Annotated in this window: 11 protein-coding genes and 1 tRNA gene; 1 reads left to right on the top strand and 11 read right to left on the bottom strand. The window is 40.0% G+C overall.

What is annotated here, in order from left to right:
- Positions 1 to 278 precede the first annotated feature (278 nt).
- From M1F56_RS09695 to M1F56_RS02375, 11 genes are all read right to left on the bottom strand, one after another.
- Positions 279 to 2,501 (bottom strand): N-acetylmuramoyl-L-alanine amidase family protein, encoded by a 2,223-nt coding sequence (locus M1F56_RS09695; RefSeq protein ID WP_282184663.1) that lies wholly within the window; start codon positions 2,499 to 2,501, stop codon positions 279 to 281.
- A 243-nt stretch (positions 2,502 to 2,744) separates the two neighbouring features.
- Positions 2,745 to 3,626: a class II fructose-bisphosphate aldolase gene (locus tag M1F56_RS02420; RefSeq protein WP_001019007.1), complete on the bottom strand. Its 882-nt coding sequence runs from the start codon at positions 3,624 to 3,626 to the stop codon at positions 2,745 to 2,747.
- Between the two features lie 138 nt (positions 3,627 to 3,764).
- Positions 3,765 to 5,093: a sensor histidine kinase gene (vncS, locus tag M1F56_RS02415; RefSeq protein WP_247916737.1), complete on the bottom strand. Its 1,329-nt coding sequence runs from the start codon at positions 5,091 to 5,093 to the stop codon at positions 3,765 to 3,767.
- On the bottom strand, positions 5,090 to 5,746 hold the full coding sequence (vncR, locus tag M1F56_RS02410; protein ID WP_057488616.1) for a response regulator transcription factor VncR: 657 nt from the start codon (positions 5,744 to 5,746) through the stop codon (positions 5,090 to 5,092). Before vncR ends, vncS begins: the two co-directional genes overlap by 4 nt.
- Positions 5,747 to 5,887: 141 nt before the next feature.
- Positions 5,888 to 7,267, bottom strand: a complete 1,380-nt coding sequence (vex3, locus tag M1F56_RS02405; RefSeq protein ID WP_000902987.1) for an ABC transporter permease subunit Vex3 — start codon at positions 7,265 to 7,267, stop codon at positions 5,888 to 5,890.
- 285 nt (positions 7,268 to 7,552) lie between these two features.
- On the bottom strand, positions 7,553 to 8,185 hold the full coding sequence (vex2, locus tag M1F56_RS02400; RefSeq protein WP_247916736.1) for an ABC transporter ATP-binding protein: 633 nt from the start codon (positions 8,183 to 8,185) through the stop codon (positions 7,553 to 7,555).
- A gap of 126 nt (positions 8,186 to 8,311) precedes the next feature.
- Complete coding sequence (locus M1F56_RS02395) at positions 8,312 to 9,589, bottom strand: ABC transporter permease (RefSeq protein WP_247916735.1); 1,278 nt, start codon at positions 9,587 to 9,589, stop codon at positions 8,312 to 8,314.
- 400 nt (positions 9,590 to 9,989) lie between these two features.
- Positions 9,990 to 10,075: transfer RNA gene (locus M1F56_RS02390), tRNA-Leu, on the bottom strand.
- Between the two features lie 80 nt (positions 10,076 to 10,155).
- Positions 10,156 to 10,731, bottom strand: coding sequence for a cysteine hydrolase family protein (locus tag M1F56_RS02385; RefSeq protein WP_247916734.1), 576 nt, complete (start codon positions 10,729 to 10,731; stop codon positions 10,156 to 10,158).
- The gene (gene codY, locus M1F56_RS02380) at positions 10,731 to 11,519 is read right to left on the bottom strand and encodes a GTP-sensing pleiotropic transcriptional regulator CodY (protein WP_000940727.1); all 789 of its coding nucleotides are present in this window, start codon (positions 11,517 to 11,519) and stop codon (positions 10,731 to 10,733) included. Before codY ends, M1F56_RS02385 begins: the two co-directional genes overlap by 1 nt.
- Before the next feature lie 281 nt (positions 11,520 to 11,800).
- On the bottom strand, positions 11,801 to 13,378 hold the full coding sequence (locus M1F56_RS02375) for a DEAD/DEAH box helicase (RefSeq protein ID WP_061597883.1): 1,578 nt from the start codon (positions 13,376 to 13,378) through the stop codon (positions 11,801 to 11,803).
- 349 nt (positions 13,379 to 13,727) lie between these two features.
- Between M1F56_RS02375 and M1F56_RS02370 the strand changes: the two genes are divergently transcribed.
- Positions 13,728 to 15,044, top strand: a complete 1,317-nt coding sequence (locus tag M1F56_RS02370; protein WP_061597884.1) for an FAD-containing oxidoreductase — start codon at positions 13,728 to 13,730, stop codon at positions 15,042 to 15,044.
- Positions 15,045 to 15,078 lie beyond the last annotated feature (34 nt).

The following is a 15,078-nucleotide window of genomic DNA, read 5'->3' as shown; positions in this document are numbered from 1 at the left end:
AGGAATAGCAACATTGTATTTTTGACTACAAATATTCTAAATCCTTACTTTCTAAACCCTCTACATTTTATTATTACAGAAGGCTTTATACCAACCTATTATAGTCTAATGAAAAATGGAATGCAAGCGTTTGCCTGAAGATTATGAAATTAGAGATTTTACTCTTAAAATAATAGTTTTAATCAAAAATTCTGGTTTAATAGTTTCCTTAAAACACCAAAAAACCTGCCATTAGGGGCAGGTTTGTATTAACAGTGATTTTATCTCAAATATTCAATTTAATCAAGACATTCCCCATTTTCATTAACTCTATACCCGTCTATGGTAGTGCTAACTGCAAGCTCTCCTGATGAATATGAATAATACCATTTTTCACCAATTTGGTACCAACCAGTTACCATTGAACCGTCATCTTTTAAATAATACCATTTTCCTGAATCTTGAATCCAACCTGTCGCCATAGCTCCATTATCTTTCAAGTAATACCAGGCATCATTATATTTTAACCAACCAGTTACTAGGACGCCATCATCACTTAGATAGTACCAATGTTCATTATCTTGAATCCACCCCTTTGCTAATGAACCGCTATTATTTAGATAGTACCAAGCACCATTATTTTGATCCCATCCTGATTCCGATGGGTCTTGAACATCATTTATTACTTGGACAGCCTCAATAATTTCCTTCAACTCAACCCGCTTTCTATCTTTTATGACAGACTTAACTTTTTCTTCAACAAACTCTTTCGCATAAGTTCGACTATTTTCTTTTCTCTGGAACATATCCTTCAATAAACCTTCTAATTGTTCATTAAAGACATCTTCTTGGATTTTTTTAAACTCTTTCTGAGATAGCGAAATAACCATCACAATATCAATAAACTCTTCTTTTAATTGAGCAAACATTTCCACACGGTCATCTTCTATGAATTGATCCGCAATTGCTTTTGCTCCTATTCCTCCTGCAATTCCTCCTATAATCGCACCCGCTAATGCCCCTATTGGTCCAGCAATTGCACCACCAACCGCACCTGCACCAGCTCCTGCCATCATACCGCCCCCAGCAACTGCTGCATTTTTTAATAGCTGCTGTGAAGAAATTCTTCCAACAAGCGCTTCAAAAATATCTGGACCCATAATAACAGCGAACGATATCACTGGTGCAGCTCGTCTTGCAACCACTTCAGCTGTAATTTTTTTTCCCCAAAAATCATTAATTTGTTTTGTAAATATTTTTGCAAATTGCTGTGACGCAACATAGATACTAGTTCCCATAGCTAGGGTTCGTAATCCTGCTTTACCAGCCATTAGAGCCGCATCTTTGGTTTCTGCACCCGACCATTTAGCCTGAGAAAAGACAATAACAAAGCTTATACCTACACCTGGTAATGAATTAATAGCTCCATCAATTGCATCAAATTTAATCGAGGTCAAATTACCTCCTTTGGCTATCAATTTTGCTTCATTATAGGTAATATTACCTTTTCTGATGATATTTTTTGCCTCAGCTGGATTATTAACTCCCTCAACTTTACCTTGTCTAATTTTTTCTTCAAATAATTCAACTGCTCTATCATACTGGTCTTTAGGAACTTCCAATTGCATTCCTTTATACTTATACATTCCTCCTTCGCTTTTAGACTCGAAAGCTGAGTTTACAGTTCCGCTTGCTCTTGCATAATATTTAGTTTGAATTTTTTGATTTCCAACCATTCGATCCGCGCCATTTTTGGCATTATCTTGACCAGTTTGTCTTACATGGTGAAATGGATATTTAATCTTATCCATTAGATTATTTGCAAACTCAGCTGCATGTCCATGCCCTGACGGAGCGCTAACCATTGCATTTATTTGAGCTTTATGCAATCTATCACCAACACTTAATAAAATCCAAGAAACAACTCCTATCTCAGTTCCTCTTCTAAAGGTAGTTGAATTAACATTCTTTTTACCAATTTTTAATAACTGTGTGTTTAAATTTTCAACTTGTACATCATTTGTATAACCAGAGGCAATCAATTCATTCAATTCCCTAACAACATAGTTCAAACTATTCGAAACATTCAAACGTTTAATAATCCCATATGGATAGTAAAATGCTAACTGATCATTATCATCTACCTCTACTTTCCATAAATTGGAAAATGGAAAAAATTGTACATTACACCTTTCTTGATCATTGATTTGCATTTTTTCGAAAATTCCATACTGGGTCAAGAGTAAACCATATTCTTTGAAATCTTCTTCCCTTAAACTTCTAACCGGAGAATAGCCAAAATATTCAAATTCAGTATTAGAGAATTCATTATAAAATTCTTTTTCTGACTCAATAAACCACTTAGCCCGTCCATAAGGTACTGACTCACCATAATAATCAAATCCATTCTGTGCAATAGACCTAAACACTCGTCTAACACTATCCTCACTGTGAGTATGAACCTCTTTAATTTTTCTTTTCCAAAAAAAATACTGAAAAAAACTCACGATATTATCTTTCATCTCTAACCTCAACCCCAATAATTCTAATATACTAAAACTAGCTATCTAGTAACTTTATAAAGTTTTAAAACTACATAGTGCATCATAATAAAAACGGAAATGTATTAAAAAAACTTGATATTTACCTCTAAGCTAAATTAATTATATCAAAGGCATAATATAAAGTCTATATCATTTATTTTATTTTTCCCAACCAAAAAACCCACCCTAATGGGCAGGTTCTTTCTGTATTGTTCAGCTAGATTATGCTTTACCTTCTGAACCGAATACGTCGATACGTTCTTCAACAGCTTCTGTAATTGCTTCGAAACCTGGTTTCAAGAATTTACGTGGGTCAAAGAGTTTCTTCTTATCGTATTCTGCTTCGTTTGCTTCGTATTCAGCAACAAATTTACGAGTTGCGTTAGCAAATGCGATTTGGCATTCAGTGTTAACGTTAACTTTCGCAACACCAAGTTTGATAGCTGCTTGGATTTGGTCATCAGGAATACCTGAACCACCATGCAATACGATTGGGAAGCCTGGAACTGCTTCTGTCAATTTTTGCAAGTGATCAAGGTGAAGACCTTTCCAGTTTGCTGGGTAAGGACCGTGGATGTTACCAATACCAGCTGCCAAGAAGTCAATACCAGTTGCAACCATTGCTTTAGCATCTTCAATTGGAGCCAATTCGCCATCACCAATGATTCCGTCTTCTTCACCACCGATAGTACCAACTTCAGCTTCTACTGATACGCCGTTTGCATGAGCAAATTCTACAACTTTACGAGCTTTTTCAAGGTTTTCTTCAACTGGAAGGTGTGAACCGTCAAACATAACTGAAGTATAACCAACTCGGATACATTCAAGTGCATCTTCATAATGACCATGGTCAAGGTGAATAGCAACTGGTACAGTAATTCCCATTGATTCTACAAGGTTTTCGATGAGAAGTTTACATACTTTGTAACCACCCATGTATTTCGCAGCACCCATAGAAGTTTGGATCAAAACTGGAGCTTTTTTAGCTTCTGCTGCACGCAAGATAGCTTGAGTCCACTCAAGGTTGTTTGTGTTAAATCCACCAACTGCATAACCGTTGTCACGAGCTGCTTGGACAAATTTTTCTGCTGAAACGATTGCCATTTTATCAGGCCTCCTGTATATTTTTATGGGTCAACCCATTTACATTGTTCATTTTATCACTTTTTGATAAAAAAAGCTAGTTTTTCCCATACTTTAGATTGAATTTCTTCTAATTCGATTGATGTAAGCCTTTTCTTTTTAATCTTGGCTAACTCTAGGAAAGCGTATAAAGAAAGTCAAGCGATCATCCTGCCTTACAAAACGATAAGGCAATTTCTCATGTTCTAATAAACTTTTGACCACAAAGATCCCCATCCCCGAACCTTTGGCCTTGCGACTAGCATTTCCAGAAAAAGACTGGGCCAATTGTTCTTGTTCTTCAGGACTACAGCTATTCTCGATAAAGAGCTCCCCTTCCCTCTCGCCAATGCGGACCAAGCCGCCTGTAGTGGAGTGCTTGATAGCATTGCTGATGAGATTCGATAGGATTAGTTTCATGACAGATGGGTTTATGTAAGCCTGCTGATGGGTTAGGCTAATGTCTACCTGAAGTTCTCTCTCCTTGGCGAGCAAAGCATAATCCTTAACCAGACTTTGCGTCATCTGAAGGAGGTCAACCTCTTCTTTCTCCTCTCGAATTTCCTGCACAGAAGAGAGAGAAAGTATCTGGAGAACGTGGTGACTGAGGTCGTCTACAATTCCCAAGGCAACTCCAAGATAGTGGTCTCTATCCTTATAACGACCGATATTTTCTTTCATATTTTCGATTAGGATTTTGAGACTAGCAAGAGGTGTTTTCAATTCATGAGAAGCCCCTCGTAGGAACTCAACCTTCATCTTCTCCAGCTGGAGAATAGCTTCATTCTTGTCATGCAAGTCCGCAATGACAGTCAAAAGATGCTGGTAAAGGCTATTGATTTGTTCCTTGAGATCACCAATCTCATCCTTAGAATCCACACGCAACCGTACTTCAGCATCCAGGTCCATCATCCGACGGGTCACCCGCTTGATTTCCAAAATCGGGGCAACAATGGTCCGAGCATAGATGTAGGCCACCAAGAGGGAAATTAGAAAGGATGCCAACAAAGTATAGGGAAGAAACTGGAGACTGATCTGCTCTGCTTCCTTTTGCAAATCCATGGAAGCTAGAAACTGAAGAGTCATAGTGCTACCATCTTGCGTTTTTACCTCGCGTTCCTCAATGAAGAGTGAAGTTGTCTGGCGAGCTGTATCTAATGGAAAATTATCCTTAACCTCTAACTTGTCCTCAGTCATCTCACCCTTAACGGAACCTTTGATATCACTGGTCTGGGAATACAAGTCTAACACTTGCTCGATACTCTGCCTATCCTTTCCGTCAAGGGACTGGGCAATGGCTGTCGCTTTCTGGCCAATGGTTTCCTGACGATGACTTAGATAAGTTGATGGAAAGAGAAAATAAATGGCTAAATGAAGACAAATAACCAGAACACTAAAAATCGAGAAGGTATAGATAAATATTTTAGTAAATAGACCTGTTCGTTTCATTTTCGCTCCAATTTATAACCAACATTGCGCACAGTGAGGATACAATCCAAGTCTAGCTTTTTCCGTAATTCCTTGATATAGACATCAATGACACGGTCAAAGGGAACCTCATCTGTCGCTTTCCAAACGGCATCGATTATCTGAGAACGGGTCAAGGCCCGTCCTTCATTTTTCACCAGATAGTCCAGAATTTCCAACTCTTTAGCATTGATAGCCACTTCTTCTCCTGCGAGGCTTGCACTGTAACTCTCAAAGTCCACCTTGGTATCCTTATAGGAGAAGACTCGTCCTGTATCGTAGTAGCGCTTGAAAATTGCATCCACCCTCACTTTTAAGAGAGACAGAGAGAAGGGTTTTTCCAGATAGCCATCCGCCAGAGAGGCAAAGGCGCTCATCTTATATTCCTCATCCTGAAAGGCTGTCAGCATCAAGACAGGAACCTGACTGGTTTTACGAATCTCAGCTAGGACTTCGAGGCCATTGAGCTTGGGCATCTGGATATCCAGCAGTACCAGAGCAACTTCATAGCTGGAAAATTTTTCCAGAGCTTCCTGACCGTCTGCTGCCTCAATGGTTTCATAACCACAATCCGTCAAATAGTCACTGATCCCCTCACGGATCATCTCTTCATCCTCTACAATCAAAATTTTCATAGAAAAAACGTTTCACATTCCTTTAAATTTCTTGTAAATCTTTCTATTTTGCCTTGATAGGACCTCTTCCTATCAAGGCAAAATAGATAAAAATGCTACCTATATTATACCCCATTTAGGGGAGAATAGGTAGCAAGTTTTTTATTCGCTATCGAGCAAGAGTTCTTTTGGTTGTTTTCTAAGGAGATTGCTTGAAGCAAGTGCCATAACAAGAACGACTAGAACTAAAGCAAGGACAAAGACGATGATAAAGTCTGATGTCTGAATGGAAATGTCTAAGCTCGACAAGGTCTTGCTAAAGCCATCTACTTCTGCACCACCACCAAGGTTAGAAGCCTGTGCTGCCTTACTTGCTTGTTTGGCAACACCTGAAGTAACATTGGCTAGGACGGTGTTTCCGATTGCACGAGCTGTATAGTTGGCTAGGAAGTAAGCAGAAACGAGAGCAGGGATGGCAATCAGGATAGATTCGGTGATGAATTGTCCCAAGATACTTGCCTGCTTGAGACCGATAGAGAGGAGAATTCCCACTTCCTTGCGACGGGCGTTGATCCAAAGACTAAGCAAGAGTGCAAGGAGAAGGACTGAGAAGCTCAAGCTACCCCAGAAGAGGAGATTGGCCATCTTGTACATACCAGAGATGGATTGCTCTAGAGCTGGGTAGTTAGAGGAGCTCTTCACAAGTGTGTAGCTCTTCCAGTTGATACCACTTATACCATTCAACTCTTTCATGACGTCATCCAAGTTCTTGTCTGCTGTTACAAAGAAGGTTGCGTCCCCATAAATAGCTGTGTCTTCTGTGTATCCATAAAGTTTTGCAGCAGTGTGAATGTCTGTGATAGCTGTGTTTTCGTAGAGCTCTTGTGAGTAGGTTACTGCCGACTTATTGTGACCATCAAAGAGTCCCTTGATTGTCACTTCGACTGTTTCCTTGGCACCTTTTTCATTGTCTGCATCGTAGATATTGGAGTCCAATTTGACCTTATCACCGACTTTCCAGCCGTGTTTAGCTGCCAAGTCCTTATGCATGAGAATCTTGTCTTTGTCATCGTTGGTTAGGTGCTCACCTTCAACCAGCTTATATGAGCCAGAGACAAACTTATCTTCTTTAGAGGAGTCATTGACACCTGTAATCATCAAGCTACTTCCAAAACGTTTGGCACGATCAGCAGTGAGATTCTTCTTGGTTTCTGGCGTTTCAATCAGGTCATATCCAGTCAAATCTCCGATAGCGTTGATACGTTTGACATAAGACTCGATGGCCTTGTTTTCGGTGATTTTTTTGATGTCTTCACCCTTGATATTCCCAGCACCACGAGGCGTTCCTTGATTGACGCGACGATTGATTTGCATGGAGAAGCTATTGGTGATATTTTTAAACGTCTCCTGAGAAGCCTTGGCAGTAGCTCCCTTGATCGACAAGCCGACCAAACTCAAGCTCGCCATGAGGAGAATAATCAGGAAGATAACAATCGATTTGAAAAACTTCCTTGTAACATAGGCAAATGCGTTGTGTAACATAGGTTCCCTTTCTAGATTTTGTTCTATTTCAATGTCTTATAACTTATATAAATTATTTTTTTACTATTTCCCTTAGATTGTGCGGACGGGAGCAACTTCCTATAGGAATTTCATCCCTAATTTTTGAGCCATATGTCTCAAAAATTCCGGCCTAGATAATAACTCTGTTATTATCTAGGCTATCACTATTGCGGGAAATAGTTGTTAAAGACTCAATTTGTTTATTATTACTTTACACGTATCTGGTTACCAACTAATACTATTTTAAAGTTTAATAACTAGATTCTATATTTCAGTCAGTTTCTTGTCCTTCAATTCAAGTGTAATATCTGACTCTTGTGCCACTTCTTTACTGTGGGTGACAACGATTACACATTTACCTGTTTTCTCAGCAAGTGACTTGAGCAGTTCGATAATATCTCCGGCAGTTTTAGGGTCCAGATTTCCTGTTGGCTCATCAGCAAGAATAACTGGAGCTTCTGATACCAGACTGCGAGCAATGGCGACACGTTGCTGTTGACCACCTGATAACTGGAGAACGTTCCGCTTGATCTGACTTTCATCCAAACCAAGCTCAAGAAGTGTATCCTTGCTTGCTTTTTTGTTGACCAAGCGGATATTTTCCAGCGGAGAAAGATAATCTATCAAGTTATAATTTTGAAAGACCAGGGAAATATGGTGCATGCGATGGTATGAATACCCCTTGTTCCGAATGTCCTCTCCTTGGAAAAGGATAGAACCTTCAACAGGACTATCTAGACCAGCCAGTAGGGACAAGAGAGTGGATTTTCCTGCTCCTGACTCACCAATGATACTATAAAACTTTCCGGGTTCAAAATTATACTTGATCTGATATAAAACTGCCTCAGCAGTGTTCTTATAACGGTAGGTAACATCTTGCAATTGTAATAAAGTCATGATTTCTCCTTCTTATACTCAATGAAAATCAAAGATCAAACTAGGAAGCTAGCTGCAGGTTGCTCAAAGCACAGCTTTGAGGTTGCAGATAAAGCTGACGCGGTTTGAGGAGATTTTCGAAGAGTATTAACTAATAGATGATAAAATTTCCTTGGGTGATTTTCTAAATAAGAATAGGAAACAAAGGGCTACAGACAAGCAACCAATCAAGAGCAGAAAGACATAGGATTCTGCAAAGGATAGGAGACTGGTTGATAGACTGCTTGCTTTGGCTAGTGTGTCTTGTAAGGTTGCTTGATCTCCACTGGCTAGTACAGTTTGTAGCAGATAGGATGTAATGGCCTTCCCAGCAATAAAGGATGGAAGCAAAGCTCCAAGAGATACCAAAACTACCTCTAAACAGAACTGTAGGAAGATTGAGATCTTGCTTTTTCCAAGTGCCAAAAGAATCCCCACTTCGTAGACCCTTTCTCTCAACCAGAGAGACAAGACCAAAATTAAGGCTCCTGCTCCTGCTATCAACATCCCATAAAGGAAGATAGTGAGGAAGCTTTGGAAGGTTGCTACTGAGTCTTTGATCTGTTCAAAGGCCTTGTTTTCCTTTTCGACTTGATAGCCTTGACTTTCTAAAGCCAAGTTTTCCACCTGCTTCATGAGACCGTCCATTTCCTTAGGATTTTCTACATAGAAGCGCGCTGCACTGACTTGAGATTCACTATTTCCTAAAAGAGTTTGGCTACTTTCATAGTCTGTAAAGACTTGGTTTTCACTGAAGTCAGAAGATAAGCCTGTGAATTTCTCTTGTTTTTTACCAGAAAAGATGCCGACAATTTCAAACTCAACTGTTTGCCCTTTCCCAGCTTCGGATTGACCAGCATCCAAGCGAATCTTGTCATGAAGCGAAAGACCGTTCTTCTTAGCCAACTCTTCGTGAATAAGGATTTTCTTTGCATCCCCTTTTTGAAGGTGTCGCCCTTCTTTTAGATTGAAAGCCGAACTGGTAAAGGTAACATCCCTAGATGAATCCTCAAGAGCCATTAAGCTCACTAAATTCTTGTCCACAGCGGACAAATCATCACGTTCAACGCTCTGCTCACCACTCACTGCTTCCATGTCTTTTAGTTTTGCGACCGTCTCAAGTTCAGGAGAGACATTTTCCAGTCCCTTAATCTTGCTCACGGATGCTAGGTCCGATAACTTGAAGGTCTGACCATTCTCTATCTTTTTGATAGAAAAAGATGTATTGAGAGATTTGTAAAGATTTGTTTCTACTGTTTTGTTGGACTTCATCAGAGTCAAACAGGCTGAAATTCCTGCTAAAAGGACCAATAAAATCAGAAATAAAATAAAACTTCTCAGTCGTTTTCTGCTGACATAAGCCCAAGCTCTTTGGATTGGATTCATTTGTCACCTCCATATTTGTAAGACTATTATAAAATCCAAATATGAAATGTTTATGAAATCAAAAAATTTTTTTGATTTATTTTTTGAAAAAAACAAAAAAGCTAGCATCCGCTAACTTTCCTTCTTATATAGATAAACTATAGATAAATAATTTACTAATCTAAAATCCACACCATTCTATAAATGTCGGGCATCATCTTTCAACTAAGTATTTTTTAATTTCTTCGGCTTTTAATTTCCTGGCTTGTGTTTGAGGAAATTCTTGATAAGGAAAATGGAGAAAATCGATTCAACTATTCTGATGATAGTTCTTGATGCCAATATCTTCCGATAGCCGAACTGTAGCTCTAATCTTCTTTGAAAAAGAAAAAAGAGCTAGCAAAAGCCAACTCTTACCCTATGCGGAGAGAGGGACTTGAACCCTCACGACCTAAAGCGGTCACAGGATCCTTAGTCCTGCGCGTCTGCCAATTCCGCCATCCCCGCGTCGATTACTTTACTAGTATATCAACTTTCAAAATTTTTGTCAACACTTTTTTCAGATTTTTTTCATTTTTCCAAGGGAATCATTCTTTAATTTCAGCCAAATTTTCATCCAGCAACTTGGCTCCCAGAGTGTTCTTAAAATGACCAAGAGCAAACTGATGATTTTCTGGCCAGATAGAGGCAACTGCAGGCTTAACAATCTCAATATGATAGCCGAGGTTATAGGCATCAATAGCCGTATGAAGAACACAAATGTCGGTCAATACACCGGTCAAAATGACTGTATCTACACGACGTTCCCGTAAACGGATATCTAGGTCCGTTCCTGAAAATGCTGAATAGTGACGCTTGTCCATCCAAAAGACACGGCTATCCCCCTCATGTTCAGCATAAAAGTCAGCTAGGGGACCATAGAGATTACGCCCACTAGTTCCAATGATGTTGTGCGGTGGAAAGAGCTTGCTTTCTGGGTGGAATGTATCCTTCTCCTCATGGGCATCAATGGTGAAAAAGATATAGTCCCCACGTTCAAAAGCCAATCTGGTTACTCGATTAATTGCCTCTGATATGGCTTGAGCAGGTGCTCCTGCAGTCAGCTTTCCATGGTCTGCTACGAAATCCTCTGTATAGTCAATTGAGATTAAAGCCTTTGCCATTAGTAGTCCCTCTTTTTCACTTCCTCAAAAATATCACCAATTAGAACTTTGAGATAAGTCCCCTTCATTCCAAGTGAGCGACTCTCAATAATTCCTGCTGACTCCAGTTTACGAAGAGCATTGACAATTACAGAACGCGTGATTCCAATACGATCTGCAATAACTGATGCAGTCAATTGTCCTTCATTTCCATCCAATTCAGCTAAAATAGCTGATACGGCACGAAGTTCTGAATAGGAAAGGGTATTAACCGCCATGGTAACAGCAGTACGACGGCGAATATTTTTCTCATCCTCTTCACGTTGGAAGTTCAACAGTTGAATCCCTACCACCGTGCTCGCAATCTCGACAAGGATCAAATCTTCATCTTCAAATTTCTTATCATTGCGCCAAATGATCAACGAACCTAGGCGAATCCCTGACACATGAATCGGAGCAATGGTCGTCAAACCATCTGGAAAATCCGCACGGCTCTCTACAGGGAAAATGGTCAAATCATGTTCAACAGGAAGGTTGGCTTCCGTATCATAGATCATGTTTGCACCTTGAATATAATCATCTGGAAAAATCTTAGTTTGAAAAAACTGCTCTACACGATCTGTATTCGTTTTATAACGCATGAAGTAGCCTAAAAGGCGCCCCTTGCTATTCACAATACAAGCGTTACAATCAATAATATCTGCCAACTGGCGTGTAATCGCATTATAGGGAAGTTCATCTTGAAGTTGCTCCTCTGAGCGTTTCAAAATAGAAGTAATTTTTCTTGTTTTTTCTAATAAATGTGCCATTTTTTACCTCGCATTTAATCGCTACCATTATAACATAAAGAGCGTGAATTTTCAATTATTATCTGAAAATTGCTTATTTAATTACAATTTTGAACAGCAAAAATATTTTAGAAAAAAAGCAATTTTTTATTGACATCCTATTTTATTTTTGATATTATAACATTATAAGAAGATGACATGGTAAATCCCTTTCCGTTTCACCTATCCTTTACTATCACCATCTTCTTTTACTATCGGTCTCCTTATATATAAAAGCGATTCACAGTGTGAATCGCTTTTTTCTATTTGTCTCCTTTGTTACGAATAACAAAGCCGGTCTTCTTTTCGCTTGAAGTGTTGCGAGGTTTTTTATTGTCTTTATTACGGTAACGTCTGTCTTTATCAAAACGGTCGTTTCCACGACTACCTTTTTTGAACTCATCACGACGACCATTGCCACGGCGATCACGGTCTCGACGGTCATCCCCACGACGGCCTCCACGACCTCCCTTAGCTTTACCACCGAAGCTATTACCTGATGGTTTAAATGGCAGTGGTTTTTCACGCGCAATCTCCACTTCAGGAAGGCTGTCTGGATCTTGGACTGTCAGATTCAAGATATACATAGCCAATTCTTCTGGACTGAATTCTGCTGCTAACTTACGAGCATCTTTAGCAAATTTCTCAAAGTTCCCACGAATGGCTTCGTCTGCGAAGTCTCGTTCGATTTTCTTGAGCGCTACTTGTTTCTTAGCTTGGAAGGCTTCTTCTGCTGTTGCTGGTTTCAAGCCTTTCATGCGTTTCTTAGTCAAGTTTTCGATGATTTGAAGGTAGCCCATTTCATTTGGTGCTACGAAAGTAATAGATTGACCTGACTTACCAGCACGACCTGTACGACCGATACGGTGAACGTAACTTTCAGGATCTTGTGGAATATCGTAGTTGTAGACATGGGTCACACCTGAGATATCCAAACCACGTGCTGCCACGTCAGTCGCAACTAGAACATCAAGATTCCCATTTTTAAAATCACGAAGGACACGAAGACGTTTATTTTGGTCTAAGTCACCATGAATTCCTTCAGCACGGAAGCCACGGATCTTCAGTCCACGAGTCAATTCATCTACACGGCGTTTGGTACGACCAAATACAATAGCAAGCTCAGGTTGTTCCACATCCATAAGACGTGTCATAGTATCAAATTTTTCTTGTTCCTTGACACGGATATAGTACTGATCAACCAGCTCTGTTGTCAATTCCTTGGCAGCAATCTTGACATGCTCAGGGTCCTTCATAAACTGAACACCGATACGTTTGATAGCATCTGGCATAGTTGCTGAAAAGAGTAAGGTTTGACGACTTTCAGGGACACGAGAGATAATAGCTTCGATGTCTTCAAGAAAGCCCATGTTGAGCATTTCGTCCGCTTCATCAAGGATGAGGGTTTCAATATCGTGCAATTTCAAAGCCTTGCGTTTGATCAAGTCCAAGAGACGACCTGGTGTTCCTACAACGATATGAGCACCCGACTTAAGGGCTTTGATTTGTTTTTCAATGCTGGAACCACCGTAAACTGAGCGAACTTTCACTCCCTTGCTACGACCAAAGCGGAAGAGTTCCTCTTGACTTTGAACAGCGAGTTCACGAGTTGGAGCGATGACCAAGGCTTGAATAGTTGCTTCTTCTGTACGGATTTTTTCAAGGGTTGGTAAGCCAAAGGCCGCGGTTTTCCCTGTACCAGTCTGGGCTTGACCGATAACGTCTTTCCCCTCAAGAGCCAATGGAATGGTCTGTTCTTGGATGGGACTTGCTTCTACAAATCCAGCTTTTTCAATCTCTGCTAGCAATTCAGCAGACAAGTTAAATTCATTAAATTTCACGTTTTTCTTCTTTCTAAAGGTGGTGCGAAGCCACCCTATAGGGCTTTAGTTTATACTTTTCTTTTCATGATGTATCTTCTTAAAAAACGAGATACCGTGTTGCTTCTTTTCCACGAAAGAAAAGTACGAGTTTCTTTGCAACCTATCTAGTATAACACAAGAGCGGGGCAAAAGATAGTCTAACCACTTGATTAAAACATGTAAACGATTTTCTAGCTGTAAAGTAGCCTGAAACTTGTTTATCAAAGGATTTGAAGGGACCATTTCAAACTTACTTCATTTCCCGTAGCAGATTTGTGCAAAAGTTTTTTTCTTGTGCTAGAATTAAATCAAATAGGAGGATTTAAAAATGTTAACATACGATTTAATTGTCATTGGATTTGGTAAAGCCGGTAAGACTTTGGCTGCTAAGATGAATGCGGCTGGAAAAAAAGTTGCTGTCATCGAGCGCAGTAAAGCGATGTATGGTGGTACTTGCATTAATATTGCTTGTATCCCAACCAAGACTATGATTGTAGCGGCTGAAAAGGGCTGGTCATTTGACGATACCATGAAAGAGCGTGGTGCGGTGACTGGTCGTCTTAACGCTAAAAATTATAAAATGTTGGCCGATAATGGCGTTGATGTCATTGATGCAGAGGCACATTTCGTGTCAAATAAGGTGATCGAGATCCAGGCTGGTGACGAAAAACAAGAAATGACTGCTGAAACAATCGTCATCAACACTGGCGCTGTTTCAAACGTCTTGCCAATTCCTGGACTTGCTACAAGTAAAAATGTCTTTGACTCAACAGGTATCCAAAACTTGGACAAATTGCCTGAAAAACTTGGAGTCCTTGGTGGTGGAAACATCGGTCTTGAATTTGCTGGACTCTACAACAAACTTGGTAGCAAAGTCACAGTCCTAGATGCCTTGGATACTTTCCTACCTCGTGCAGAGCCTTCCATTGCAGCTCTTGCTAAACAATATATGGAAGAAGACGGCATTGAATTGCTTCAAAACATCCGTACTACTGAAATCAAAAACGACGGTGACCAAGTTCTTGTCGTAACTGAAAATGAAACCTACCGTTTCGACGCCCTTCTCTACGCAACTGGACGTAAGCCAAACGTAGAACCACTTCAACTTGAAAATACCGATATTCAACTAACTGAACGCGGTGCTATTAAAGTAGACAAACACTGTCAAACAAACGTTCCTGGTGTCTTTGCAGTTGGAGACGTCAACGGTGGACCTCAATTTACCTACATTTCACTTGATGACTTCCGTGTTGTCTACAGCTATCTTGCTGGAGATGGCAGCTACACTCTTGAAGACCGTCTCAATGTACCAAACACCATGTTCATCACACCTGCACTTTCACAAGTTGGTTTGACAGAAAGCCAAGCAGCTGATTTGAAACTTCCATACGCTGTCAAGGAAATCCCTGTTGCAGCTATGCCTCGTGGTCACGTAAATGGAGACCTTCGCGGAGCTTTCAAAGCTGTTGTCAATACTGAAACAAAAGAAATTCTTGGAGCAAGCATCTTCTCAGAAGGTTCTCAAGAAATCATCAACATCATCACTGTTGCAATGGACAACAAGATTCCTTACACTTACTTCACAAAACAAATCTTCACTCACCCAACCTTGGCTGAGAACTTGAATGACTTGTTTGCGATTTAAGATTTCAAATATTCTACACAAGACAAGTATCCAT

It is taken from the genome of Streptococcus oralis, assembly GCF_023109005.1.
Classification (GTDB): Bacteria; Bacillota; Bacilli; order Lactobacillales; family Streptococcaceae; genus Streptococcus; species Streptococcus oralis_BU.
Note: the sequence above shows the minus strand (reverse complement) of the source record. Positions and strands in the feature narration are given on the sequence as shown.